General features: G+C 60.2%; 20 protein-coding genes, 2 tRNA genes and 3 rRNA genes. 5 read left to right on the forward strand and 20 right to left on the reverse strand.

Features of this window, described 5'->3' with window-relative positions; translation table 11 throughout:
- Positions 1-132: 132 nt before the first annotated feature.
- The 14 genes from rrf to mrcB form a co-directional block, all read right to left on the reverse strand.
- Positions 133-248 (reverse strand): 5S ribosomal RNA (gene rrf / locus V3314_RS00005).
- A 131-nt stretch (positions 249-379) separates the two neighbouring features.
- Positions 380-3270, reverse strand: a 23S ribosomal RNA gene (locus V3314_RS00010).
- 238 nt (positions 3271-3508) lie between these two features.
- Positions 3509-3584: transfer RNA gene (locus tag V3314_RS00015), tRNA-Ala, on the reverse strand.
- A gap of 24 nt (positions 3585-3608) precedes the next feature.
- Positions 3609-3685 (reverse strand) — tRNA-Ile (locus tag V3314_RS00020).
- An 85-nt stretch (positions 3686-3770) separates the two neighbouring features.
- Positions 3771-5307, reverse strand: a 16S ribosomal RNA gene (locus V3314_RS00025).
- Together the 16S, 23S and 5S rRNA genes with 2 tRNA genes alongside form the textbook arrangement of a ribosomal RNA operon.
- Positions 5308-5907: 600 nt before the next feature.
- Complete coding sequence (gene msrQ / locus V3314_RS00030) at positions 5908-6504, reverse strand: protein-methionine-sulfoxide reductase heme-binding subunit MsrQ (RefSeq protein WP_046613101.1); 597 nt, start codon at positions 6502-6504, stop codon at positions 5908-5910.
- Positions 6504-7517: a protein-methionine-sulfoxide reductase catalytic subunit MsrP gene (gene msrP, locus V3314_RS00035; protein ID WP_046613102.1), complete on the reverse strand. Its 1014-nt coding sequence runs from the start codon at positions 7515-7517 to the stop codon at positions 6504-6506. Before msrP ends, msrQ begins: the two co-directional genes overlap by 1 nt.
- Before the next feature lie 79 nt (positions 7518-7596).
- On the reverse strand, positions 7597-8448 hold the full coding sequence (gene pssA / locus V3314_RS00040) for a CDP-diacylglycerol--serine O-phosphatidyltransferase (RefSeq protein WP_003250045.1): 852 nt from the start codon (positions 8446-8448) through the stop codon (positions 7597-7599).
- Between the two features lie 150 nt (positions 8449-8598).
- Entirely contained in the window at positions 8599-9615 is a 1017-nt protein-coding gene (ilvC, locus tag V3314_RS00045) for a ketol-acid reductoisomerase (RefSeq protein WP_013974255.1), read from the reverse strand.
- A 57-nt stretch (positions 9616-9672) separates the two neighbouring features.
- The gene (gene ilvN, locus V3314_RS00050) at positions 9673-10164 is read right to left on the reverse strand and encodes an acetolactate synthase small subunit (RefSeq protein ID WP_003250040.1); all 492 of its coding nucleotides are present in this window, start codon (positions 10162-10164) and stop codon (positions 9673-9675) included.
- Between the two features lies 1 nt (position 10165).
- Positions 10166-11890 carry an acetolactate synthase 3 large subunit gene (locus V3314_RS00055; protein WP_046613717.1) on the reverse strand — a complete coding sequence of 575 codons (1725 nt, stop codon included), beginning with the start codon at positions 11888-11890 and terminating at the stop codon, positions 10166-10168.
- Between the two features lie 408 nt (positions 11891-12298).
- A complete protein-coding gene (locus V3314_RS00060; RefSeq protein WP_031324603.1) occupies positions 12299-12631 on the reverse strand; it encodes a YqcC family protein in 333 nt (110 codons plus the stop codon).
- The gene (locus V3314_RS00065; RefSeq protein WP_046613103.1) at positions 12631-13434 is read right to left on the reverse strand and encodes a tetratricopeptide repeat protein; all 804 of its coding nucleotides are present in this window, start codon (positions 13432-13434) and stop codon (positions 12631-12633) included. Before V3314_RS00065 ends, V3314_RS00060 begins: the two co-directional genes overlap by 1 nt.
- Positions 13435-13449: 15 nt before the next feature.
- Entirely contained in the window at positions 13450-15771 is a 2322-nt protein-coding gene (gene mrcB / locus V3314_RS00070; protein WP_023661650.1) for a penicillin-binding protein 1B, read from the reverse strand.
- Positions 15772-15887: 116 nt separating this feature from the next.
- Here mrcB and V3314_RS00075 point away from each other — a divergent pair, with 116 nt between their 5' ends.
- On the forward strand, positions 15888-17450 hold the full coding sequence (locus V3314_RS00075) for a bifunctional aminoglycoside phosphotransferase/ATP-binding protein (protein ID WP_046613104.1): 1563 nt from the start codon (positions 15888-15890) through the stop codon (positions 17448-17450).
- 244 nt (positions 17451-17694) lie between these two features.
- Positions 17695-17973 (forward strand): TfoX/Sxy family protein, encoded by a 279-nt coding sequence (locus V3314_RS00080; RefSeq protein ID WP_013974260.1) that lies wholly within the window; start codon positions 17695-17697, stop codon positions 17971-17973.
- Positions 17974-18150: 177 nt separating this feature from the next.
- On the opposite strand, the gene V3314_RS00085 is transcribed toward V3314_RS00080, so the two are convergent.
- Genes V3314_RS00085 through V3314_RS00100 form a run of 4 tightly spaced genes read right to left on the reverse strand, consistent with a single transcriptional unit; the run spans position 18151 to position 21771 of the window.
- Positions 18151-19032 carry a ChaN family lipoprotein gene (locus V3314_RS00085; protein WP_338459808.1) on the reverse strand — a complete coding sequence of 294 codons (882 nt, stop codon included), beginning with the start codon at positions 19030-19032 and terminating at the stop codon, positions 18151-18153.
- A 53-nt stretch (positions 19033-19085) separates the two neighbouring features.
- Positions 19086-19853, reverse strand: a complete 768-nt coding sequence (locus tag V3314_RS00090) for a heme ABC transporter ATP-binding protein (protein ID WP_085599560.1) — start codon at positions 19851-19853, stop codon at positions 19086-19088.
- The gene (locus V3314_RS00095) at positions 19853-20890 is read right to left on the reverse strand and encodes an iron ABC transporter permease (RefSeq protein WP_338459809.1); all 1038 of its coding nucleotides are present in this window, start codon (positions 20888-20890) and stop codon (positions 19853-19855) included. Before V3314_RS00095 ends, V3314_RS00090 begins: the two co-directional genes overlap by 1 nt.
- Positions 20887-21771 carry an ABC transporter substrate-binding protein gene (locus tag V3314_RS00100; RefSeq protein ID WP_046613108.1) on the reverse strand — a complete coding sequence of 295 codons (885 nt, stop codon included), beginning with the start codon at positions 21769-21771 and terminating at the stop codon, positions 20887-20889. Before V3314_RS00100 ends, V3314_RS00095 begins: the two co-directional genes overlap by 4 nt.
- 148 nt (positions 21772-21919) lie before the next feature.
- Between V3314_RS00100 and V3314_RS00105 the strand changes: the two genes are divergently transcribed.
- Positions 21920-22237: a Rieske (2Fe-2S) protein gene (locus V3314_RS00105; protein ID WP_046613109.1), complete on the forward strand. Its 318-nt coding sequence runs from the start codon at positions 21920-21922 to the stop codon at positions 22235-22237.
- Here the strand turns inward: V3314_RS00105 and sfsA are convergent.
- Both sfsA and V3314_RS00115 read right to left on the reverse strand, forming a co-directional pair.
- Positions 22227-22943: a DNA/RNA nuclease SfsA gene (gene sfsA, locus V3314_RS00110; RefSeq protein ID WP_046613110.1), complete on the reverse strand. Its 717-nt coding sequence runs from the start codon at positions 22941-22943 to the stop codon at positions 22227-22229. The two genes, V3314_RS00105 and sfsA, sit on opposite strands and share 11 nt — an antisense overlap.
- Positions 22943-24115: a pyridoxal phosphate-dependent aminotransferase gene (locus tag V3314_RS00115; protein WP_046613111.1), complete on the reverse strand. Its 1173-nt coding sequence runs from the start codon at positions 24113-24115 to the stop codon at positions 22943-22945. Before V3314_RS00115 ends, sfsA begins: the two co-directional genes overlap by 1 nt.
- A 210-nt stretch (positions 24116-24325) precedes the next feature.
- Between V3314_RS00115 and dksA the strand changes: the two genes are divergently transcribed.
- Both dksA and gluQRS read left to right on the forward strand, forming a co-directional pair.
- Positions 24326-24769 carry an RNA polymerase-binding protein DksA gene (dksA, locus tag V3314_RS00120; RefSeq protein ID WP_046613112.1) on the forward strand — a complete coding sequence of 148 codons (444 nt, stop codon included), beginning with the start codon at positions 24326-24328 and terminating at the stop codon, positions 24767-24769.
- Between the two features lie 64 nt (positions 24770-24833).
- Positions 24834-25721: a tRNA glutamyl-Q(34) synthetase GluQRS gene (gene gluQRS, locus V3314_RS00125; RefSeq protein ID WP_046613113.1), complete on the forward strand. Its 888-nt coding sequence runs from the start codon at positions 24834-24836 to the stop codon at positions 25719-25721.
- Positions 25722-25846 lie beyond the last annotated feature (125 nt).

Raw genomic sequence — 25846 nt, forward strand, 5'->3', positions numbered from 1 at the left:
ATGGCACCGGCTTTGCCGGTGTTCGCGGGTGAACCCGCTCCCACAGAGGGGGGGGGTATGCAGGCCTGGGATTTGTAGCCAGAAAGACAAAACCCCTACCTGCATGTGCAGATAGGGGTTTTGCGAAATGAATCTTGACGATGACCTACTCTCACATGGGGAAACCCCACACTACCATCGGCGATGCATCGTTTCACTACTGAGTTCGGGATGGGATCAGGTGGTTCCAATGCTCTATGGTCGTCAAGAAATTCTGTTGCCAGAATGTCCAGATGGACAGCCCAGCGAATTCGGATATGCGATATTTGTGATGTTGCGAACTTTCGGTTCTTTCGTCTTCACCACCGCAATCTGCGCTAGCAAATTGCTTGGGTGTTATATGGTCAAGCCTCACGGGCAATTAGTATTGGTTAGCTCAACGCCTCACAGCGCTTACACACCCAACCTATCAACGTCGTAGTCTTCGACGGCCCTTCAGGGGATTCAAGATCCCAGTGAGATCTCATCTTGAGGCAAGTTTCCCGCTTAGATGCTTTCAGCGGTTATCTCTTCCGAACATAGCTACCCGGCAATGCCACTGGCGTGACAACCGGAACACCAGAGGTTCGTCCACTCCGGTCCTCTCGTACTAGGAGCAGCCCCTCTCAAATCTCAAACGTCCACGGCAGATAGGGACCGAACTGTCTCACGACGTTCTAAACCCAGCTCGCGTACCACTTTAAATGGCGAACAGCCATACCCTTGGGACCGGCTTCAGCCCCAGGATGTGATGAGCCGACATCGAGGTGCCAAACACCGCCGTCGATATGAACTCTTGGGCGGTATCAGCCTGTTATCCCCGGAGTACCTTTTATCCGTTGAGCGATGGCCCTTCCATACAGAACCACCGGATCACTAAGACCTACTTTCGTACCTGCTCGACGTGTTTGTCTCGCAGTCAAGCGCGCTTTTGCCTTTATACTCTACGACCGATTTCCGACCGGTCTGAGCGCACCTTCGTACTCCTCCGTTACTCTTTGGGAGGAGACCGCCCCAGTCAAACTACCCACCATACACTGTCCTCGATCCGGATAACGGACCTGAGTTAGAACCTCAAAGTTGCCAGGGTGGTATTTCAAGGATGGCTCCATGAGAACTGGCGTCCCCACTTCAAAGCCTCCCACCTATCCTACACAAGCAAATTCAAAGTCCAGTGCAAAGCTATAGTAAAGGTTCACGGGGTCTTTCCGTCTAGCCGCGGATACACTGCATCTTCACAGCGATTTCAATTTCACTGAGTCTCGGGTGGAGACAGCGCCGCCATCGTTACGCCATTCGTGCAGGTCGGAACTTACCCGACAAGGAATTTCGCTACCTTAGGACCGTTATAGTTACGGCCGCCGTTTACCGGGGCTTCGATCAAGAGCTTCGCTTGCGCTAACCCCATCAATTAACCTTCCGGCACCGGGCAGGCGTCACACCCTATACGTCCACTTTCGTGTTTGCAGAGTGCTGTGTTTTTAATAAACAGTCGCAGCGGCCTGGTATCTTCGACCGGCATGGGCTTACGGAGCAAGTCCTTCACCCTCGCCGGCGCACCTTCTCCCGAAGTTACGGTGCCATTTTGCCTAGTTCCTTCACCCGAGTTCTCTCAAGCGCCTTGGTATTCTCTACCTAACCACCTGTGTCGGTTTGGGGTACGGTTCCCAGTTATCTGAAGCTTAGGAGCTTTTCTTGGAAGCATGGTATCAACCACTTCGTCGCCTAAAGGCAACTCGTCATCAGCTCTCGGCCTTGAAATCCCGGATTTGCCTAAGATTTCAGCCTACCACCTTAAACCTGGACAACCAACGCCAGGCTGGCCTAACCTTCTCCGTCCCTCCATCGCAATAACTGGAAGTACAGGAATATTAACCTGTTTTCCATCGACTACGCTTTTCAGCCTCGCCTTAGGGACCGACTAACCCTGCGTCGATTAACGTTGCGCAGGAAACCTTGGTCTTTCGGCGTGCGAGTTTTTCACTCGCATTGTCGTTACTCATGTCAGCATTCGCACTTCTGATACCTCCAGCAAGCTTCTCAACTCACCTTCACAGGCTTACAGAACGCTCCTCTACCGCGTCATCAAAGATGACACCCGTAGCTTCGGTGCATGGTTTGAGCCCCGTTACATCTTCCGCGCAGGCCGACTCGACTAGTGAGCTATTACGCTTTCTTTAAAGGGTGGCTGCTTCTAAGCCAACCTCCTAGCTGTCTAAGCCTTCCCACATCGTTTCCCACTTAACCATGACTTTGGGACCTTAGCTGACGGTCTGGGTTGTTTCCCTTTTCACGACGGACGTTAGCACCCGCCGTGTGTCTCCCATGCTCGGCACTTCCAGGTATTCGGAGTTTGCATCGGTTTGGTAAGTCGGGATGACCCCCTAGCCGAAACAGTGCTCTACCCCCTGGAGTGATACATGAGGCGCTACCTAAATAGCTTTCGAGGAGAACCAGCTATCTCCGAGCTTGATTAGCCTTTCACTCCGATCCACAGGTCATCCGCTAACTTTTCAACGGTAGTCGGTTCGGTCCTCCAGTCAGTGTTACCTAACCTTCAACCTGCCCATGGATAGATCGCCCGGTTTCGGGTCTATACCCAGCGACTAAACGCCCTATTAAGACTCGCTTTCGCTACGCCTCCCCTATTCGGTTAAGCTCGCCACTGAATATAAGTCGCTGACCCATTATACAAAAGGTACGCAGTCACCTAACAAGTAGGCTCCCACTGCTTGTACGCATACGGTTTCAGGTTCTATTTCACTCCCCTCTCCGGGGTTCTTTTCGCCTTTCCCTCACGGTACTGGTTCACTATCGGTCAGTCAGTAGTATTTAGCCTTGGAGGATGGTCCCCCCATATTCAGACAAAGTTTCTCGTGCTCCGTCCTACTCGATTTCATTGACAAGAGATTTTCGTGTACGGGGCTATCACCCACTATGGCCGCACTTTCCAGAGCGTTCCACTAATCTCAAATCAACTTAAGGGCTGGTCCCCGTTCGCTCGCCACTACTAAGGGAATCTCGGTTGATTTCTTTTCCTCAGGGTACTTAGATGTTTCAGTTCCCCTGGTTCGCCTCTTGCACCTATGTATTCAGTACAAGATACTCAGCTTGTGCTGAGTGGGTTCCCCCATTCAGAGATCTCTGGATCACAGTCTGTTTGCCGACTCCCCAAAGCTTATCGCAGGCTACCACGTCTTTCATCGCCTCTGACTGCCAAGGCATCCACCGTATGCGCTTCTTCACTTGACCATATAACCCCAAGCAATCTGGTTATACTGTGAAGACGACATTCGCCGAAAATTCGCATTTTGCTCTTTCGAGCAGAACTCACAAATTTTACCTTAGCCTGATTAACCAGCAGTGAAACTGGTCATCAGTCTATATCTATCACATATCCGAATTTTTAAAGAACGATCTGACAAAAGCCAGAAATCAACATTCGAAGCGAATGTTCATTTCTGAGTTTGATCAAGCAGTACAGCAAAAGTGGTGGAGCCAAGCGGGATCGAACCGCTGACCTCCTGCGTGCAAGGCAGGCGCTCTCCCAGCTGAGCTATGGCCCCGTATTCTACGGCTGAACCATGTAATGGTAGGTCTGGGCAGATTTGAACTGCCGACCTCACCCTTATCAGGGGTGCGCTCTAACCAACTGAGCTACAGACCTATAACAGGGTCGCGTTACAGCATCGTCTTTTACAATGAATCAAGCAATTCGTGTGGGAGCTCATCAGCAGGCTGATGTCGTCGATTAAGGAGGTGATCCAGCCGCAGGTTCCCCTACGGCTACCTTGTTACGACTTCACCCCAGTCATGAATCACACCGTGGTAACCGTCCTCCCGAAGGTTAGACTAGCTACTTCTGGTGCAACCCACTCCCATGGTGTGACGGGCGGTGTGTACAAGGCCCGGGAACGTATTCACCGCGACATTCTGATTCGCGATTACTAGCGATTCCGACTTCACGCAGTCGAGTTGCAGACTGCGATCCGGACTACGATCGGTTTTGTGAGATTAGCTCCACCTCGCGGCTTGGCAACCCTCTGTACCGACCATTGTAGCACGTGTGTAGCCCAGGCCGTAAGGGCCATGATGACTTGACGTCATCCCCACCTTCCTCCGGTTTGTCACCGGCAGTCTCCTTAGAGTGCCCACCATAACGTGCTGGTAACTAAGGACAAGGGTTGCGCTCGTTACGGGACTTAACCCAACATCTCACGACACGAGCTGACGACAGCCATGCAGCACCTGTGTCAGAGCTCCCGAAGGCACCAATCCATCTCTGGAAAGTTCTCTGCATGTCAAGGCCTGGTAAGGTTCTTCGCGTTGCTTCGAATTAAACCACATGCTCCACCGCTTGTGCGGGCCCCCGTCAATTCATTTGAGTTTTAACCTTGCGGCCGTACTCCCCAGGCGGTCAACTTAATGCGTTAGCTGCGCCACTAAAATCTCAAGGATTCCAACGGCTAGTTGACATCGTTTACGGCGTGGACTACCAGGGTATCTAATCCTGTTTGCTCCCCACGCTTTCGCACCTCAGTGTCAGTATCAGTCCAGGTGGTCGCCTTCGCCACTGGTGTTCCTTCCTATATCTACGCATTTCACCGCTACACAGGAAATTCCACCACCCTCTACCGTACTCTAGCTCGCCAGTTTTGGATGCAGTTCCCAGGTTGAGCCCGGGGCTTTCACATCCAACTTAACGAACCACCTACGCGCGCTTTACGCCCAGTAATTCCGATTAACGCTTGCACCCTCTGTATTACCGCGGCTGCTGGCACAGAGTTAGCCGGTGCTTATTCTGTCGGTAACGTCAAAACAGCAAGGTATTAGCTTACTGCCCTTCCTCCCAACTTAAAGTGCTTTACAATCCGAAGACCTTCTTCACACACGCGGCATGGCTGGATCAGGCTTTCGCCCATTGTCCAATATTCCCCACTGCTGCCTCCCGTAGGAGTCTGGACCGTGTCTCAGTTCCAGTGTGACTGATCATCCTCTCAGACCAGTTACGGATCGTCGCCTTGGTGAGCCATTACCCCACCAACTAGCTAATCCGACCTAGGCTCATCTGATAGCGCAAGGCCCGAAGGTCCCCTGCTTTCTCCCGTAGGACGTATGCGGTATTAGCGTTCCTTTCGAAACGTTGTCCCCCACTACCAGGCAGATTCCTAGGCATTACTCACCCGTCCGCCGCTGAATCAAGGAGCAAGCTCCCGTCATCCGCTCGACTTGCATGTGTTAGGCCTGCCGCCAGCGTTCAATCTGAGCCATGATCAAACTCTTCAGTTCAATACTGCTTGGGTTTTTAAGAAACCCTAAACTTGGCTCAGCAATCTCAAATGACTATGTGATTTCTCGCATGGCCACTTGTGATGCTGATAATCTTTGTGACTATCCGTCCGTACTCACAAGCACCCACACGAATTGCTTGATTCGATTTGTTAAAGAGCGTTTGGTTAAGAGCGTTTGGTCTCAACCGAGGCGCGCATTCTACGCTTTCCTCATTTGCTGTCAAGCGTTTATTTTGAAGTTTTTTGCGAGAAACTCGTTTAGCTTCAAATACTTGACTCGCTGCGATCTCTCGTAGCGGGAGGCGAATCATACAGCGTTTAGAAGCGCTGTCAACCATCATCTCAACCGCTGGCGACCTTTTGATCGTAGCCCTTTCAGCTCTTTCCGAACAACCTAACTTATTGAATTTCAAGAAGTTTGTCGTTCCGATGTCGCTGGAAGTGGGGCGCATTATAAGGGGATCCGAGAGGGCGTCAACCTTTAATTTCATTTATTTGAAATGTTCCAGGCGAAGACCTTATCAAGGCTACCAGGTGCTCGCCACAACACCTTCTGCGCCTGTGAGATCGAGCGCCGCACAGGCCCTTGCCCCCTCCCCTATCTCCGGCCAATTCTGGGCAGCACCCGCGCAACAGCAGGAACCCGCAACACCATCAACACAGCCCCAATACCCGCATAGATCGCCCACTCCCGCAGATCCGAGCGCACGATCCACAAGAAATGCAGCAACCCCAACCCAAGTATCACGTACACCAACCGATGTAGCTTCTTCCAACGCGCCCCCAACCGCCGCTGGCTATACCGATTCGAGGTAACGGCCAGGGCCAGCAACCCAAGAAACCCAAGCGCCCCCACAATAATGTAAGGCCGCTTGCGCAACTCCACCGCCAACTGCCCCCAGTCCAGCCCAAGGATAAAGAACAGGTAAGCCAGGATGTGCAGCACGATATAGGCGAACACCCACAACCCCAGTTGCCGGCGCACCACGATCCAACCCGACCATCCCGTCAGCTTCTGCAGCGGCGTCATGCCCAAGGTAACCAGCAGGAAGGTCAGCGCCCCGAGCCCAAGCCGGTCCATCATGATCTTTCCAGGATCAGGCCCTAGCAGATTCATCGCCGCCTCATACAACCACCAGGCCGGGAACAGGCACCCCACGATGAAGATGGCCAGGCGAAACCAGGGGTAACGCATCAATAGTTCTTCCGCAGATCAAGCCCGGTATACAGCGACGCCACTTCATCGGCATAGCCATTGAACATCTGGGTTTCTCGCACATTGGGACTGAACAGCCCGCTGGGCAGCCGCCGCTCACGCGCCTGACTCCAACGGGGGTGGTCGACCGTCGGGTTCACATTGGCATAGAACCCATATTCATCCGGCGCCAGCCCTTCCCAGGTGGTGCCGGGTTGCTCCGTCACCAGGCTGATACGCACGATCGACTTGATGCTCTTGAAACCATACTTCCACGGCACCACCAGCCGCAACGGCGCGCCATTCTGGTTGGGCAGCTCCCGGCCATACATGCCAACCGCCAGGATCGCCAAAGGATGCATCGCCTCATCCAGACGCAAGCCTTCCCTATAAGGCCAGTCGATCAGGGCGAACCCCGAACGCTGCCCCGGCATGTGCTCCGGGTCTTTCAGGGTTTCGAAGCGCACATAGCGCGCCTTGGACGTCGGCTCTACCTGCTTGAGCAACTGCGCCAACGGGAAGCCCAGCCACGGAATGACCATCGACCACGCCTCCACGCAACGCAGCCGGTAGATGCGCTCCTCTAGCTGGTACGGTTTGACGAAGTCTTCCAGTGCATAGCGCCCGGGCTTACCCACCTCGCCATCGACCACAACGCTCCACGGTTCGGTTTTCAGGCTATCGCCCTTGGCCGCCGGGTCGCCCTTGTCGGGCCCGAACTCGTAGAAGTTGTTGTAGTGGGTGGCATCCTTGAACGGCGTGATTGTCTCACCCTGGACCGTTACTGCCTGCCATCGGGTGGCCGCGAGTTTTTCACTGAACCAGCCAGGCGCCCTGCCAGCTTCGACATCGGCGTAACGGCTGGTTTCAGCTGCGCGCGCCATGCTCGGCAAGGCGCCCAGCGCCAGGCCGGCCAACGAGCCACCCAGCAGGGTACGACGGGAGAGGTAGATGCCTTCGGGGGTGATCTCCGATGCCTTGCACTCGGAAGACCTGGAAAGCTTGATGAGCATGAGCGGCTCCACAGCACTGGATAACGGATGTACCAGTAAGACTATGGAGCCGGCGGGTTATTCCTGCATTAAATGATTGTCACGCTTTGCGACGGCGTGCCTTGAGCAGGAACTGGATCGGCCCCGAAGCCGCATAGGCGAGGAAGATCAGCAGCAGGATACGCGGCGGGTCGCTGAACACCACGGCAAACACAAGCACCACGGCCAGGATAGCCACGAACGGCACACGACCCTTGAGGTCCAGCTCCTTGAAGCTGTTGTACTTGATGTTGCTGACCATCAGCATGCCGGCAGCAGCCACCAGCAGCGCCACCAGGAACGACAGCTTGGAGCCCTGGATGCCGTAGTCACTGAACGCCCACACGGTACCCGCGACCACGCCCGCGGCAGCTGGGCTGGCCAGGCCGATGAAGTAGCGCTTGTCAGCGGTGCCGACCTGGGTATTGAAGCGTGCCAGACGCAGTGCTGCACCGGCCACATAGATGAAGGCGACCATCCAGCCGACCTTGCCCATGTCGCCCAGCGCCCAGCCAAAGGCCAGCAAGGCCGGAGCCACACCGAAGGCGACCATGTCTGACAGCGAGTCGTACTCAGCACCAAAGGCGCTCTGGGTGTTGGTCATGCGTGCGACACGACCATCGAGGCCGTCGAGCACCATGGCCACGAAGATGGCGATGGCAGCGAAGGCAAAGTACTTGCTCGCCTCGCGCGGGTCACCGGCGCTCAGTGCGCTCTGTGCGCTCATCGAGCTGATGATGGAATAGAAACCGGCAAACAGGTTGGCGGTGGTAAACAGGTTGGGCAGCAGGTAGATGCCACGATGGCGCACCTTGCGCCCTTCGGCGTCATGCCCTTCTTCAACGTGCTCATCGACAGGTAGCAGGCTTTCGGCGTCGGAGGGCTTGTTCGGCTCTTCGGGACGTTCGCTCATGGAGGGTACCTTGCAACAGGATGGAAAATGTTCGACACGGGCCTGCAAAACAGGTTCTGACGGCAGGCCACTGGTCTGCTTTATACCAGAAGCGGACTGTCAGAACGAAAAAACGCGGCCGAAGCCGCGTTTTTCATCTTTCGACAAGACTTAGTTCTTGGTCTTGTCGACGATTTTGTTAGCCGAGATCCACGGCATCATCGAGCGCAGTTGCTCACCGATGATTTCGATGCCGTGAGCGGCGTTGTTGCGACGCTTGGCAGTCATCGATGGATAGTTGGTAGCACCTTCGGAGATGAACATCTTCGCGTACTCGCCGTCCTGGATGCGCTTCAGGGCGTTGCGCATGGCCTTGCGGGATTCTTCGTTGATGACTTCCGGACCGGTTACATACTCACCGTACTCGGCGTTGTTGGAGATCGAGTAGTTCATGTTGGCGATGCCGCCTTCGTACATGAGGTCAACGATCAGCTTCAGTTCGTGCAGGCACTCGAAGTAGGCCATTTCCGGCGCGTAGCCAGCTTCGACCAGGGTTTCGAAACCGGCCTTGACCAGCTCTACGGTACCGCCGCACAGAACAGCCTGCTCACCGAACAGGTCGGTTTCGGTCTCGTCCTTGAAGGTGGTTTCGATGATGCCGGTACGGCCGCCGCCTACGCCCGAAGCGTACGACAGGGCAACATTCTTGGCGTTGCCGGAGGCATCCTGGTAAATGGCGATCAGGTCAGGGATACCGCCGCCCTTGACGAACTCGGAGCGAACGGTGTGGCCCGGGGCCTTCGGCGCGATCATGATCACGTCGAGGTCGGCACGTGGAACAACCTGGTTGTAGTGGATCGAGAAACCGTGGGAGAAGGCCAGGGTAGCGCCCTTCTTGATGTTCGGCTCGATTTCCTGCTTGTACAGTTGGCCTTGGAACTCGTCCGGGGTCAGGATCATGACCAGGTCGGCAGCAGCGACGGCAGAGGCAACGTCGGTCACTTTCAGGCCATGGGCTTCTGCCTTGGCAACGGTGGCCGAACCTTTACGCAGACCGATGGTGACATCTACACCGGAGTCCTTCAGGTTGCACGCCTGAGCGTGGCCCTGGGAACCGTAACCGATGATGGCGACTTTCTTACCCTGGATGATGGAAAGGTCGCAGTCTTTATCGTAGAAAACTTTCATGAAAATACCCCTGGTTATATCTCGGCCCCTGCGGAGCCATCGCTAATTTTCTTGAATTTAGATGCTGAGCACTTTGTCGCCACGGGCAATGCCGGTAACGCCGCTGCGCACGGTTTCGAGAATCGATGCAGTGCCGATCGCCTGGATGAAGCTGTCCAGTTTGTCGCTGGTGCCGCTCAGCTGCACGGTGTACACGCTGGCAGTCACATCGACGATCTGGCCACGGAAGATATCCGTGGTGCGCTTGATCTCGGCGCGCTGGGCACCGGTGGCCTTGACCTTGACCAGCATCAGTTCACGCTCGATGTGAGCGCTTTCCGACAGGTCGACGAGCTTGACCACTTCGACCAGCTTGTTCAGGTTCTTGGTGATCTGTTCGATCACTTCGTCATGGCCAACAGTGGTCAGCGTCAGACGCGACAGGGTCGGGTCTTCGGTCGGCGCCACGGTCAGGCTTTCAATGTTGTAGTTACGCTGGGAGAACAGGCCGACCACGCGGGACAACGCACCTGGTTCGTTTTCCAGCAGCAGGGAAATGATGTGCCGCATATCAGGTACGCTCCGTCTTGCTCAGCCACATGTCACGCATCGAGCCATCCTTGATCTGCATCGGATAGACGTGCTCACTGCGGTCAACCGCGATGTCGATGAACACCAGGCGGTCCTTCATCGCAAACGCTTCCTCCAGCTTCGGCTTGAGGTCCTTCAGGCTGGTGATGCGGATACCCACATGGCCATAGGCCTCGGCCAGCTTGATGAAGTCAGGCAGCGACTCGACGTACGAGTGCGAGTGACGACCGTTGTAGGCCATGTCCTGCCACTGGCGGACCATGCCCAACACACCGTTGTTCAGGTTGACGATCTTCACCGGCAGGCCGTACTGCATGCAGGTGGACAGCTCCTGGATGTTCATCTGGATGCTGCCTTCGCCGGTCACACAGGCCACGTCCTGGTCCGGGAAGTTGAGCTTGACGCCCATCGCCGCCGGGAAGCCGAAGCCCATGGTGCCCAGGCCACCGGAGTTGATCCAGCGGTTCGGCTTGTTGAAGCGGTAGTACTGCGCCGCGAACATCTGGTGCTGGCCCACGTCGGAGGTGACGAAGGCATCGCCATTGGTCACTTCGCACAGGGTCTCGATGACTTTCTGCGGCTTGATGACATTGCCGTCACCCTTGTCGTAAGGGAACAGCTCGCCATTGCCACGCCATTCGTCGATCTGCTTCCACCAGGCATCCAGCGCCACCTTGTCAGGCTGCTCGCCGATTTCCTTGAGGATGCCAAGCATTTCGCTGAGCACGCTGTCGACAGGCCCGACGATCGGCACGTCGGCCTTGATCATCTTGGAGATCGACGCCGGGTCGATGTCGATATGGATGATCTTGGCGTTCGGGCAGAACTTGGCCGGGCCGTTGACCACGCGATCGTCAAAACGGGCACCGACGGCGAAGATGACGTCGGCATGGTGCATGGCCATGTTGGCAGTGAAGCTGCCGTGCATGCCGAGCATGCCGAGGAACTGGCGGTCGGTACCCGGGAAGCCCCCCAGCCCCATCAGGGTATTGGTGACCGGCAGGTTCAGCGACTTGGCGATTTCGGTCAGGGCTTCGGAGCCACCACCGAGGATCACGCCGCCACCGGAGTAGACGATCGGGCGCTTGGCCGCCAGCAGCATCTCGGCAGCCTTGCGGATCTGGCCGGAGTGGCCACGTACCGCCGGGCTGTAGGAGCGCAGCTTGACCTTTTTCGGGTAGACGTATTCGAACTTCTCGGCCGGGTTGGTCATATCTTTTGGAATGTCGACCACGACCGGACCTGGGCGACCGGATTGCGCCAGGTAGAATGCTTTTTTCAGAACTTCGGGGATTTCGCTGGCATGTTTGATCATGAAGCTGTGCTTCACGATCGGCCGCGAAATACCGATCATGTCGGTTTCCTGGAAGGCATCGGTGCCCACCATGGTGCTAGGCACCTGGCCGGACAGGATGACCATCGGGATCGAATCCATGTAGGCGGTGGCAATACCGGTAATGGCATTGGTCGCGCCCGGGCCGGAGGTCACCAGCACCACGCCGGCCTTGCCGGTGGCGCGGGCGTAGCCGTCCGCCATATGGGTAGCTGCCTGCTCATGACGAACCAGGATGTGCTCGACTTCCGGTTCCTTGAACAGCGCGTCGTAAACATGCAGGAGAGCACCACCAGGGTACCCGTAGATGTGCTTAACGCCTTCGTCACGCAAGAAGCGGACGACCATCTCAGCGCCAGATAAAAGCTCCACGTTGTTCACCTCTAAAACGCCAGAATACCGCCCTCACTGGACGGGTCTTAATAGGTTTACTGCCAAGCAGAGCATGAGCGAACGTCAGCACTGACTGAGCAAGTATTGGGAGCACCCCAGAGTGTTGCGGGGTTTTCCCACCCAGCGCGAGGTAACGCGTTGCGGGGTGTAACAGGTCGGCGCGGGTGTGCGCCTCATGATCTGCTTAGCGGGTCTGCTTCTGGCAGTCCCTCTACAGCGGAGATTGGATTCTTCTGATTCGGCGCCAACAAGTCAAGAAAAATTATTGCCAATTTTTCCCCAAGATGAATTCCTGCCACCACTAAAAATCGCTTCAGCAGCAGAATAAATAAGATTTCCACAAAAAAGGGCCACAATCTGCGGCCCTTGGAGGAAAAACTGAAGAAATCAGGCGGAAGGAGCAATCAATTGGTCAAATGCTGCCAACAGGCGCCGTAGCTCACGACTTTGTTCTGGCCGGTCGGTAAACACGGTTTCGGCCATTACAAGGATGCCTGATGCATTGGGCAGCGGGTGGCCCAGCTCGATGATGATCTTCATGCGCGGCAGGAAGATCCATTGCAACCACTGCTCGAAACTGAGGGTGTCGACTGCAAAAGGCACCGTACTGGCCAGTGCCTCGTCGCTTGGCGGCTCGTCATCCCACCAGCCTTGCACTTGCAGCTCACGCTCGATCAACAGCAGGTGGTCGGCAACATCCAGAATGCGCTGCTCGATCATCACGAATTGACCCGTGCCTTTTGCCGGGCCAGTGCTGCACCAGCGCTGTCACCCTGCTTTTCGCGGGCCTGGGCAATGGTGTTCCACAGCTCGGCCTGAAGGCTCGGGCGGCCGTTGGCGTAAGTCAGGGCACGACGTGCCAACTGCTCGGCCTGCGGTGCATCGCCTTGCGAAAGACGCACCTGGGCCAGGCGGTAAAGCACCTGCGGCTCGCGCGGGGCAATGCGCTGGGCACGCTCCAGGCTCGAGGCGGCACCGTTGAAGTCACCACTGCCCTGCTGGGTTTTCGCGGTGGTCAGCAGCGCCAGCACCGGGCCGTCCAGCTGCTCGTCGGCCGACAAGCCACCTGCAGCTGCGCTGCTACGCGGTATACCAGTTGGTGCGCTGGTGGTTTGCGGCGCACTGTTCATCGCCGCGATATCGAAAGGTTCGTCGGCGATCGGGTTGGGGTTGGTGGTCATCGGTGCCGAAGTGACAGGCCCTGTGGTGATCGGCCCCGGAGTGATCGGGGAGGTGCTGATCGGCGCTGCGCCATTGGCCGCCGGGAATGTCTGAATGCCCGAGGCGCCAGCGCCCTGCGGGATCATCACGGTGACGCCGGAGTCTTCAGGCAGCGTTTGCGCCTGTGCGGTGCCCGCGCTATAGCCACCCGCAGAGCGGTTGGCCGTCACGCGTTCGCTGTTGGACACGCGGGTGCTCGAGTCGACCACCGGAATATTGCCACGCGGGACGCTGGCGCACCCCTGGAGCACCGCCAGCGCCGTCACGGCAGGAAACAGCCACTTGTTCACGTCACACCTCATCAATGCAGCCTGTGCTTAATTCATCCAGCCCTTGACCCAGTCCATGACCGATTCAACTGGATCCTGCTCGCCGCCACAGGTCGCGCCGGCGGGTGGTTCACTGCCGCGAATATACGGCATCTGCACCGCTCCCGGACAGCTGCCATCAGACCCGTGGCCACTGTACGGGTCGATCCAGGCCTGCACCACGTTGTCCGGTTGCGGCATGTCCAGCGGCAGCGGGTCGGCCTTCTTCATGAAGCTGGTCCACACCTGCAAGGCACCGGTGGCACCGGTGAATGGCGTCTTGCCGTTATCGTCACGCCCCATCCATACAACGGCCAGCAGGTCCTGGCTGAAGCCGGAGAACCAGCTATCGCGTGAATCGTTACTGGTACCGGTCTTGCCCGCCAGGGTGAGATTGCGCGGCAAAGTGTTGTACACCGAGCGGCCGGTACCTTCGCGCATCACCCGCTGCATGGCGTTCTGCACCAGGTAGATGGCCCCCGGGTCGAAGGTTTGCTGGATCTGGAACGGGTAGCGCTTGAGCGGCTCGCCCTCGGCGGTGAGCACGCTGCGGATACCGCGCATCGGGGTGTTGAAGCCGCCGTTGGCGATGGTCTGGTACATGGTTGCGACCTGCATTGGCGACATGCCACCGGCACCCAGCAGCATGGCCGGGAAGGCTGGCCAGTCGACATTCACACCCAGCCGGCCAATGGTCTTGATCACGTTAGGCACACCCACTTCCAGGCCGATCTTGGCAGTCGACAGGTTGTAGGAGTTGGCCAGCCCCTGGTACAGGTAGATGGTGCCATGCGGGCGACGATCGTAGTTCTGCGGGCGCCAGACCTGGCCGTCGGCACCTTTGACCGAGAACGGCTCGTCCTGCACCCAACTGGTCAAGGTGTACTTGGTCGGTTGTTCCAGCGCGGTCAGGTACACCGCCGGCTTGACCAGCGAACCGATCGGCCGCACGGCATCAATGGCGCGGTTGAAGCCGGCGAAGCCGGCCTGGCGGCTGCCGATCAGCGCCTGCACCTCACCGGTTTCCGGATTGGTCACGACCATCGCCGACTCAACCTCGTCCGCCCCCTTGCGCCCCGCGAGGCGCTTGAAGGTCTCGCTCATCGAGGTTTCGGCCTTCATCTGCAGGATCGGGTCGAAGCTGGTGAAGATGCGCAGGCCTTCTTCGGTCAAGTCTTCATCGCGGTAGTCCTGGCGCAGCTGACGCTTGACCAGGTCAAGGAAGGCCGGGAACGAGCTGTCTGCCAGGCTGCCGCGCTTGGTCACGCCCAGCGGCATCTTCTTCGCTGCATCGACTTCTGCCTGGCTGGCCACGCCCTGCTCGGCCACCAGGTCGAGCACCAGGTTGCGGCGGGCCAGGGCGCGGTCCGGATAGCGACGCGGGTTGTAGTAGGAGGGCCCCTTGACCATGCCCACCAGCAGAGCGATCTGGTGCAATTTCAGCTCCGACAGCGGTTGGCTGAAGAAGAACTGGCTGGCGAGGCCGAAGCCGTGCACCGCACGCTGACCATCCTGGCCGACGAACACCTCGTTGAGGTAGGCCTCGAGGATCTCGCGCTTGTCGTAGTGCAGTTCCAGCAATACGGCCATCATCGCCTCGGTCAGCTTGCGGCTGAGGCTGCGCTCGCTGGTGAGGTAGAAGTTCTTCACCAACTGCTGGGTCAGCGTGCTGCCACCCTGGCGCATGGAACCTGCCGAGGTATTGACCCACATGGCTCGGGCGATGGACTTGGGCGACACCCCGAAGTGGCTGTAGAAATCACGGTCTTCCGTCGCCACCAGGGTTTCGAGCAGGTACGGCGGCACCTGGTCGATCTTGATCAGGATGCGGTCTTCGAGGTTTTTCGGGTAGATACCGCCGATCATCAGCGGCTCCAGGCGCACTACATCGAGCGTCTTGCCGTTGGCGCCGGAAAGGCCCGCCACATAATCGCCAGAGAAGCGCACACGCACGAACTGCGCCGGCTCCATGCCCTCGTAGAACTGGAAGCCACGGGTATTGAGCTCGACGGTATTGCCGTTGACTGCCGCCGCGCCCGGGCCGTTGGCCGCGCTTTCACGCCGGTAGCCGAGGGCGTCCAGCTCGGTGAGGAAGTCGTTCTTGCTCAGCTTCTGGCCGGTGAACAGCTCCAGCGGCCGGGCATACACCTTGGCCGGGATGGTCCAGCGCTTGCCGGAAAACTTTTCCTGGACAACGGCATCGAGGTAAACCGCGAAGCCGGCGACGATCACCAGGCCGACCAGGCTGAGCTTCAAAGCCCAGCCCAGCCAGGCGCGGGAGCGGCCGGTCGGGCGTTTCTGAGGGGTACGGGGATTTCGGGTTCGGGTCATGGCGGCGGATTATACGCACTTTATAAAGGCTGGGCAGACGCCCCCGGCGGTAGGCAGGGACGGCACCATTGACCATAATGGCGCATTCGAATTCCCTGCCCCCGGAAGGATTTCCCGTGAGCCAAGCCCTTATCACTGCGTTGCAGAACCCCGCCCTGTACCCTCACCCCGTGGATGGGTTCCAGCTCATCGAGACGCATATCTCCTGGGTCCTGCTCACTGGCGAGTATGCCTACAAGATCAAGAAGCCGATGAACTTCGGCTTCCTCGACTTCACCGGCCTGGACCAGCGCCGGCATTTCTGTAACGAAGAATTGCGCCTGAACCAGCGCCTGACCGACGGCCTGTACCTGGAAGTGTTGCCGATCACCGGTAGCGTCGACGCGCCGCAGATCGGTGGTGAAGGCGAAGCCATCGAGTACGTGCTGAAGATGCGCCAGTTCCCCCAGGGGCAGATGCTCAACACCCTGCAGGCCAATGGCGAACTTAATGCCGCGCACATCGACCAGATGGCCCGGCAGATCGCCGAGTTCCACTTGCAGGCCCCACGCGTTCCGGTGGAGCACCCGCTCGGCACGCCGGACAGCGTGATGGCGCCTGTGGAACAGAACTTCGAGCAGATTCGCCCGTTCCTCAGCGACAAGGCCGACCTGCAGCAACTCGACGCCCTGCAGGCCTGGGCACGCAGCAGCTTCGAGCGCCTGCATGGCCTGCTGGAAAAGCGCAAGGCCAATGGTTTCATCCGTGAATGCCACGGTGACATCCACCTGGGCAACGCCACCCTGATCGACGGCAAGGTGGTGATCTTCGACTGCATCGAGTTCAACGAACCGTTCCGCCTGACCGATGTGTACGCCGACACCGGCTTCCTGGCCATGGACCTGGAAGACCGCGGCCTGAAATGCCTGGCCCGCCGCTTCATCAGCCAGTACCTGGAACTGACCGGCGACTACGAAGGCCTGGAACTGCTCAACTTCTACAAAGCCTACCGCGCGCTGGTGCGGGCCAAGGTTGCACTGTTCAGCATGCCAGCCGATGCCGATGGCGTGCAGCGCGCCACCACCCTGCGCACCTACCGCAACTATGCCAACCTGGCGGAAAGCTACAGCGCCATCCCGTCGCGCCTGCTGGCCATTACTCACGGTGTTTCGGCAGTGGGCAAAAGCCACGTCGCCATGCGCATGGTCGAGGCCTTGGGAGCCGTCCGCGTGCGTTCGGATGTGGAGCGCAAACGCCTGTTCGGCGAACAGCAGCAGGCTGACGCTGGCCAGCTGAGTACCGGCATCTATGGCCAGGACGCCAGTGTCGCGACCTACCAGCGCTTGCACGAGGTGGCGGCGACCGTGCTGCGAGCCGGCTTCCCGGTGGTGCTGGATGCCACCTACCTCAAGCGCGATCAACGCCAGGCCGCGGCGGACATCGCCAGCCAGACCGGCGTGCCATTCCTGATCCTCGACTGCCATGCACCGGATGCGGTCATCGCCAGCTGGCTGGAGCAGCGCCAGGCAGAAAACACCGACCCGTCGGATGCCACCCTGGAAGTGGTCAAAGCCCAGGAGGCCAGCCGTGAGCCGCTGAGTGCACAAGAGCTGGTGCAGAGCACCCGTGTCGATACCCAGAGTGCAGGGAGCATGGACCAGGTGATCGAGCAGATTCGCCAGCGCTTGCCTGGGCTGTAAGGTCAGCGTTTTCCTGTGCCGGCCTCTTCGCGGGCAAACCCACCCCCACAGACAGGTACTGCGTCAGTCGTGAGACTTGCAGAGAACCTTGTGGAAGCGGGTTTACCCGCGAAGAGGCCGGCACAGGACATCTCGTCGCCCCCTATGGCAAAAGGCCGCGCATTTCCCATCCCCCGCTACACTCCTCTCTGACCTGCTCGCGATTTATCCCCCAATCCCCGTTCAGCCATCGCAAGGAGGCTCGATGAACGATGAATTGCAGCATCTGAAGAACCTTGGCAAGACCTCTGCGCAGTGGCTGCATGCAGCCGGCATCCACAGTGCATCGGATCTGCGCCGCCTGGGCGCGGTAGGTGCGTACCAGGCCGTGAAGACACGAGGGTTCCGCGCATCGAAGGTGCTGTTGTATGCCATTGAAGGCGCCCTGCTGGACATGCACTGGAACGATTTGCCACTGGAGCGCAAAGAGGCGCTCAACCAACAGCTGGATGCGAAAAGCCCTGCGCAAAAAAATCAGAAATAATCTCAGGAAAGGATTGACGACGAAATGAGAATCGTTATGATTATCACAACTGGTCGCGAGACTGGTTGGATAAGCTAAGAGCCCCTGGTTCGGACTCTCAGATTATCTCCTCATCAGGCTAATCACGGTTATTGACCCGGCAATTTGCCGGGTCTTTTTTTGCCTTTTGCAGCCTTGTCACCGCAGTTGCGCGCAATAGTCCTGCTCCGGCATCGCTGCTGTGTACCACACAAAATCAGCCTCGCCTGCCTCGACCTGCTCACCGACCTCTGCCAGAAGCAATACCTTGCTCTCCCCCTGCGCTTGCAGGTCAGCCAGGTGCAACGGCACACCCAAGTCCTTGCGCACGTGATAAGCCCCGGCCAGCAGCACTGCCGGCTGCGGTGCAGCCAGCAACCGCTCGGCCATGCGCCGGTCGCGCTGTTGCTGCACAGCCAGCATTGCCGGCAACTGGCTTTCTGGCAGCATCCCGCAATGCCCAGCACGTACATGCTCCAGCAAGGCGGCCTTGACCGCCGGCGCATTGGAGCGTTCGCCAGGTAACGAAGCCGGCTGACGATAAGCCTGGCGCATCTCGCCGGTTGATAGGTTGGCGGCCAGCAAAGGCACCCGCTGCTGCAAAGCCTCAGTCACGATTGGCCCGTACATCTGCCAATCCCAGCCGTCCTGCCAAGCCAGAGCCTTGGGCAAATCTGCCGGCAAAGGTTGCCCCGCGAGCTTGTCCAGCAGCGGTTGCTGCTCGGGCTGCAGCATTTCCAGCAGCAGGCTGCCCTGCACACGTTGGCCTTGCAGGGCGCGCAGCAGCCACAACTGCAGTGCGTGATGATCGGGGTTGTCGTGTTTCTCGCCGACCAGCACCCGGGGGGCGGCAGACAGGTGCTGCACCAGTTGCTCAGGGCTGATCAGCTGGCCATTGGCGAGATCGACGATATGCCCCAGCTCGGCATGGCTGCGCCCCTCACTGCTCTGCCAGGCGGGCAGCGGTGGCAGGTTGGCCTGGCAGCCACCCAGTACCAGCACCAGGCACAGCGAGAAAACGGACAGCAGCGGATGTCGCATGGGCAGTACCTCCATTCATGGTCTGCACCAGCACTTGTAGGAGCGCACCAGCGTTAGCGTGTGATGATCAGCGGATGCCCACGCTCTGGGTGCGTCTGTACCAGCACATCGATCCCGTATACCGCCTTCAAAGCCGCAGGCGTCAGCACTGCTGACGGTGCGGCAAAGGCATGGCAGCGCCCGTGCTCCAGCAGCAGGATACGGTCACAGTAGCGCGCCGCCAGGTTCAAGTCATGCAGGATCACCAGCACCGCGGCGCCACGCTCGGCAAAGCGGCGCACGGCCTCCAGGGTGGTGTGCTGGTGCAATGGGTCGAGCATCGAGGTCGGCTCGTCGAGCAGCAGCGTGGTACCCGCCTCGCCCGGCCACAACTGCGCCAGCACCCGAGCCAGGTGCACCCGTTGCCGCTCGCCGCCAGACAACGCCAGGTAACTGCGCTCCACCAGGTGCCAGGCATCCGCCGTCCGCAAGGCCGCCTCGACGATTTCCGCATCGCGCCGCTGCCCGGTGCCATGAGGCATGCGCCCCATGCCAACCACTTCCTCGACCCGGAACGAGAACCCCAGGCTGGACACCTGCGGCAATACCGCCAGGCGCCTGGCCCGTTCCTGCCCCGCCCAGTCGGCCAGCGGCCTGCCCTTTAGCGTCACCTGCCCGCGATCAGGCACCAGTTCACCACACAGAACATCCAGCAGGCTGCTCTTGCCCGCACCGTTGGGGCCGAGCACGCCCACCACCTGCCCCGGGCCCAGCTGCAGATGAATGTCATGCAGCACTTCATTGCTGCCCCGCCGCAAGTACAGCCCCTCGGCTTGCAACATCAGCTGCGCCCTCGTATCAGCAGGAACAGGAAGAACGGTGCACCGATAAAGGCCGTGACGATGCCGATCGGCAGCTCGGCAGGCGCCACCAGCAGCCGCGCCGCCAAATCGGCGAACAGCATCAGCGCACCGCCCGCCAACAAGGAAGCTGGCAGTACCACACGGTGATCAGGCCCGGCCAGCAGGCGCACCAGGTGCGGTACCACCAGGCCGATGAAACCGATCAACCCGGCAGCCGCCACCGCCGCACCTACGCCCAGCGCCGTGCAGAACACCAGCTCGCGCTTGAGCCGCTCCACGTCAATGCCTAGGTGGCGTGCCTCCGACTCACCCAGCAGCATGGCATTCAACGCCTTGGCCCGGCGTGGCAGCCACACAGCCACGCCCGCAGCCACCAGCAGCAACGGCCACAGCCGCTGGTAACTGGCGCCATTGAGGCTGCCCAGGTTCCAGAAGGTCAGCGTGCGCAGCGTGGCGTCGTCGGCCAGGTAGGAGAACAGCCCCACGACAGCCCCGCCCAACGCGGTCATGGCCACACCTGCCAGCAGCATCGTGGCGACGTTGGTCTGGCCGTCGCGTCGGCCCAGACGATAGACCAGCGCAGTCACGCCCAGCCCGCCGATGAATGCACAAAGCGACAATAGGTAAGGCGCAAGCACATCCGGCATGCCGCCCAACCAGCTGCCACCAACGATGGCCACCGCCGCGCCCACCGCCGCCCCGGCGGCAACCCCTACCAGGCCGGGGTCGGCCAGTGGGTTACGGAACAGCCCCTGCATCGCTACACCGGACAACGCAAGCACCGCGCCCACCGCCAACCCCAGCAAGGTGCGTGGCAGACGGATCTGGCCGAGGATCATCTCGGCCTGCTGCAGGCCGTCAGCAGCTATAGGCAGCCCCAGCAGGCGCAGGCCGGCACGCAGGGTATCGAACAGCGGCAGGCTGACCGGACCCAGGGCCAAAGACAACCACACCGCCAGGAGGCACGACAGGCTCAGGCAAACGAACAGCGTGCGTGGCTGGACCCGCTGTTTCATTGGGCGAGGCTGGCCTTGGCAGCCGGATAGAAGGTGGCCGCAAGCAACTGCAGTGTTGCCGGCAGGCGTGGTCCGAGCCCGCCGACCAGCAGCGTCGGGTCAAGCGATACCAGACGCTTCTCCCGCACGGCGCGCGAAGCCGCCAGCGCGGGGTTTTCTTTCAGCAACGCCTGCAAGGCCCGCTCATCGGCCAGCGCCCGGTCGGAAAACACGATCACATCCGGGTCCAGCGCCGCCAGTGCTTCGCTGGAGAAATTCTTGTAGCCCTGATGTTCTGCCAGGTTACGCCCACCCGCCTGGTTCAGCAGCCAGTCACCGGCGGTGCCCTGCCCCGCGATCAGCGGCTTGGCACCGGCATGCCCGAGCAGCAGCAATACTCCTGGCGCCTTCTGCCCGGCCTGGGCCTGCCTGACCTCGGCCTGCAAGGCATCGAGCTGCTGGTGGTAACCCGACGCCAAGACCGCGGCCTGATGTTCTGCCCCCAGCAACTGCCCCAGGCGCTCGAGGTTTTCATCCACCGCCGCCAGTTCAGCCTTGCTGGAGAACAGTTCGACCCGCACCCCAGCCTTGCGGATTTGCGCCAGTACCGGTGGCGGCCCCATCTCCTCGGTGCCCACCAGCACATCCGGGCGCAGGCTGAGAATGCCTTCCGCAGACAACTGCCGCTGGTAGCCGACGCTGGGCAGTGACTTCAGCGATGGTGGGTGCTGGCTGGTGGTATCCACCCCCACCAACCGCGCTTCACCACCCAGCGCACTGATCCATTCGCTCAGTGCACCACCAGCGCTGACCCAACGCTGCGGCAGCTCGGCCGCCAGGGCCTGGGTGGGGAGCACAAGGCTCGCGCACAGGGCGAGCAAGGCGACGGGACGACGCATCATCGGGTTCCTTCTGCAGGCGGGCCGCGCGCCTTGTGGCGGGCGACGGAACTGCGCACCATAAGCAGCCGGGCGCAGCGAATGCGGGCCATTTGATAATTATTCGCATTGAAGCGTCAAGCCACCACTTGTTTCACGAGTCGTCCTTGCCATGCACTTCCTTTGTACCTCCCACGGCCTGCTCGAAGGCCAAAGCCGCGCCTTCAGCGTAGACGGCGTCGAACTGTTCGGCGTACGCCGCCAAGGCCAGGTGTACCTCTACCGCAACCGTTGCCCCCACCGCGGCATCCCCCTGAACTGGGCAGAAGATGCGTTTCTCGATGACGGCGCCAGCCTGATCCACTGCGCCCATCATGGGGCGCTGTTCCTGATCGAAAGCGGCGAATGCGTGGCCGGGCCGTGCGAGGGCGAGCAGCTGCAGGCCCTGGGCTGCCACGAGGACAGCCAGGGCATCTGGTTCAAGGGGTAAGCAGCACCGGCAGGCGACGGTCGATGACGATGCCTTCAGCGGCGTCCAGGCGCGTGCCGTAGGCCAGCACCTCCACCCCCTCCGCCACCGCTGCGCGCAGGGCTTGGGCATAGGCCGCATCGATTTCCTCGGCCGGGCGCACCGCGTCGATACCGGTCAGGTTCACGCAATACAGCTGCACCGCCCGCACGCCTTGCCTGGCCAGCTTCGCCAGCTCGCGCAGGTGCTTGGCACCGCGCTGGGTAACTGCATCAGGGAAGGCCGCGACCGTGCTGTCTGGGTAGCCCAGCGTCACGCTCTTGACCTCGACATAGGCCGGGGCACCATCGAACTCCAGGCGAAAGTCGATGCGGCTACCTTCGTCGCCGTAGGCCACTTCACGCCTTAAAGCACTGAATCCTGCAAGTTCGACGATGATGCCGGCATGTAGAGCCTCTTCGACCAGTGTGTTGGCCCGCCCGGTATTCACACAGGCCAGCCGCCCTTGCGGGGTTTCGCTGATTTCCCACGTGCCCGGGAGCTTGCGCTTGGGGTCGTTGGAGCGGCTGAACCACACCTGCCCGCCTTCACGCATGCAGTTGAGCATGGAGCCGGTGTTGGGGCAGTGGATGGTCAGTTGTTCGCCGCCGGGCAGTTCGATATCCGCCAGAAAGCGTTTGTAGCGGCGTAGCAGGCGGCCCTGTTCGAGTGGGGGATGGAACTGCATCAGCCTTGCCAGCTCCGCAGGCCGCGGGCAATCCGCTGCACCGCCTCTTCCAGGCGTGGCAGGCTCTGGGTGTAGGCAAAGCGCACGTGGTGGCCGGCCAGGTGTCGGCCGAAGTCCAGGCCCGGGGTGAAGGCCAGGTGCTCCGTTTCCAGGAAATGCCGGCAGAAGGCGAACGCGTCACCGCCAAAGGCACTGATGTCGGCATAAAGGTAGAAAGCCCCTTGCGGCTCGACGGCAATGCGGAAGCCCAGCTCGCGCAGGGCGGGCAACAGGTAGTCGCGGCGACGGGCGAACTCGGCGCGGCGCTCCTCGAAAATGGCCAGGGTTTCGGGCTGGAAACACGCCAGCGCGGCATGTTGGGCCATGCTTGGCGCACTGATGTACAGGTTTTGCGCCAGCTTTTCCAGGTCGGCCACCGCGCCAGGAGGCGCCACCAGCCAGCCAAGGCGCCAACCGGTCATGCCGAAATACTTGGAAAAACTATTCAGGACAAATGCCGAGTCGTCCACTTCCAGCACGCTGGGTGCGTCCATGCCATAGGTCAGCCCGTGGTAAATCTCGTCTACCACCAGGTGGCCATGCCGTTCGCGGGTGGCGCGGGACAGGCTGGCCAGCTCGTCACGCCCCAGCACAGTGCCGGTCGGGTTGGCCGGCGAGGCGACCAGGGCACCGACCGTGTCCTTGTCCCAGTAGCGGTCGACAAGGCCGGCGGTCAGTTGATAATTCACGTCCGGGCCCACCGGCACCAGCTGCGCCCCGCCCTCGACCAGGCGCAGGAAGTGGCGGTTGCACGGGTAGCCCGGGTCGGCCAGCAGCCAGTGCTTGCCTGGGTCGACCAGCAAGCTGCTGGCCAGCAGCAGCGCACCGGAGCCACCCGGGGTGATGAGGATGCGTTCAGGGTCGACAATCAGGCCATAACGCTGGCCGTAGAAACCGGCAATGGCTTCGCGCAGCGCCGGCAGCCCGCGAGCGGCGGTGTAGCGGGTGTGCCCGGCGGCCAATGCGGCCTGACCGGCGGCAACGATGGGCGCGGCTGTGGTGAAGTCCGGCTCGCCGATTTCCAGGTGGATCACATCGTGCCCGGCCGCCTGCAGCTCGTTGGCCCGAGCCAGCAGCGCCATGACGTGGAAGGGTTCGATGGCGCGGCTGCGCGCGCTGTAGGGGTGGGCCATGACCTTCTCTCAATTGGGTCTAAACTGGAGATTCTACCTCTGCACGCCACCGAACGTGCGGTTCGCGCCGCTGTCAATTACCAGGATCGGGCGGGGTAGCGCACCCCCGATCTATCTGGTAAGTTCGGCGGCTCGCAGTCGCAGGGCCGGCGGGTGCCGGAGATGGAGCAGCCTGCGCATTGGATCAGATGAGTGAGAGGCGGTCTATTCATGTCCACCGTAGAAAAGCAAAAAGCCCAGACCATGTACGGTGTCGAGCCCTACGTAGAAACCAAGGGTGAAGAGTACATGGGCGAGCCCATGAAACAGCACTTCACCAAGCTTCTCGGCGCCTGGAAGCGAGACTTGATGGAAAGTGTCGACCGCACTGTGGATCACATGAAGGACGAAGCAGCCAACTTCCCCGACCCGGCCGACCGTGCCAGCCAGGAAGAAGAATTCGCCCTCGAGCTGCGCAACCGCGATCGCGAACGCAAGCTGATCAAGAAAATCGACAAGACCCTCGAGAAGATCAAGGCCGATGAGTACGGCTGGTGCGAATCGTGCGGCATCGAGATCGGCCTGCGTCGCCTGGAGGCCCGCCCTACCGCCGACCTGTGCTTCGACTGCAAGGAAATCGCAGAGAAAAAGGAAAAGACGGTCGGCAAAGGCTGATCTTTCTTTCCACCTGAACGGGGCGCATCATGCGCCCCGTTTCATTTATATACCCAGCCTGACCATGACCGAATCAAGCTACATCGGGCGTTTCGCCCCCACCCCCAGCGGCTTCCTGCACTTCGGCTCGCTGGTCGCCGCCCTCGCCTCCTGGCTAGATGCCCGCGCCGTGAACGGCCGCTGGCTGCTGCGCATGGAAGACACCGACCCGCCTCGGGAAATGCCCGGTGCCCGCGATGCGATCCTGCAGACCCTGGAACGCTACGGCCTGGAGTGGGATGGCGAAGTGGTGTTCCAGAGCCAGCGGCACGATGCCTATGCCGCGGTCGTCGACCGCCTGTTCAACATGGGCCTGGCCTACGCCTGCACCTGCTCGCGAAAGCAGCTCGAAGGTTACAACGGCATCTACCCAGGCCTTTGCCGCAATGCCGGGCATGCTCGTGAAGGCGCAGCGATCCGCCTGCGCGTGCCAGAGCTGCTCTACCGTTTTACCGACCGGGTGCAGGGCGAGTTCCAGCAGCACCTGGGGCGTGAAGTGGGCGATTTCGTCATCCAGCGCCGCGACGGGCTGTATGCCTATCAGCTGGCGGTGGTACTGGACGATGCCTGGCAAGGTGTTACCGACATCGTGCGTGGCGCCGACCTGCTCGACAACACCCCGCGCCAGCTCTACCTGCAAGAGTTGCTGGGCTTCTCGCAGCCGCGTTACCTGCATATTCCGCTGATCGTGCAGCCGGACGGGCACAAGCTGGGCAAATCGTACCGCTCGCCGCCGCTGCAGGCGGACCAGGCGACACCGCTGTTGCTGCGGGCGCTGCGGGCGCTGGGGCAGGAAGCAGACCCCGAGTTGTTGCTGGCAACGCCAGCCGAAGTGCTGGCGATGGCGCGCAAGCAGTGGCGGCCCGAGGCGATTGCACAGCGAACCACGGTGCCAGAGGCTGATTTGCGCTGAGGCAGGCCCGGCCCTATCGCCGGCAAGCCAGCTCCCACAGGTACAGCACAGCACTCAGATCCTGTGGTGATCCTGTGGGAGCTGGCTTGCCGGCGATAGGGCCAGAACAGGCAACCCACCCCTCA

It is taken from the genome of Pseudomonas sp. TE3-3-F2023 (assembly GCF_036784815.1).
Lineage (GTDB): Bacteria > Pseudomonadota > Gammaproteobacteria > Pseudomonadales > Pseudomonadaceae > Aquipseudomonas > Aquipseudomonas pudica.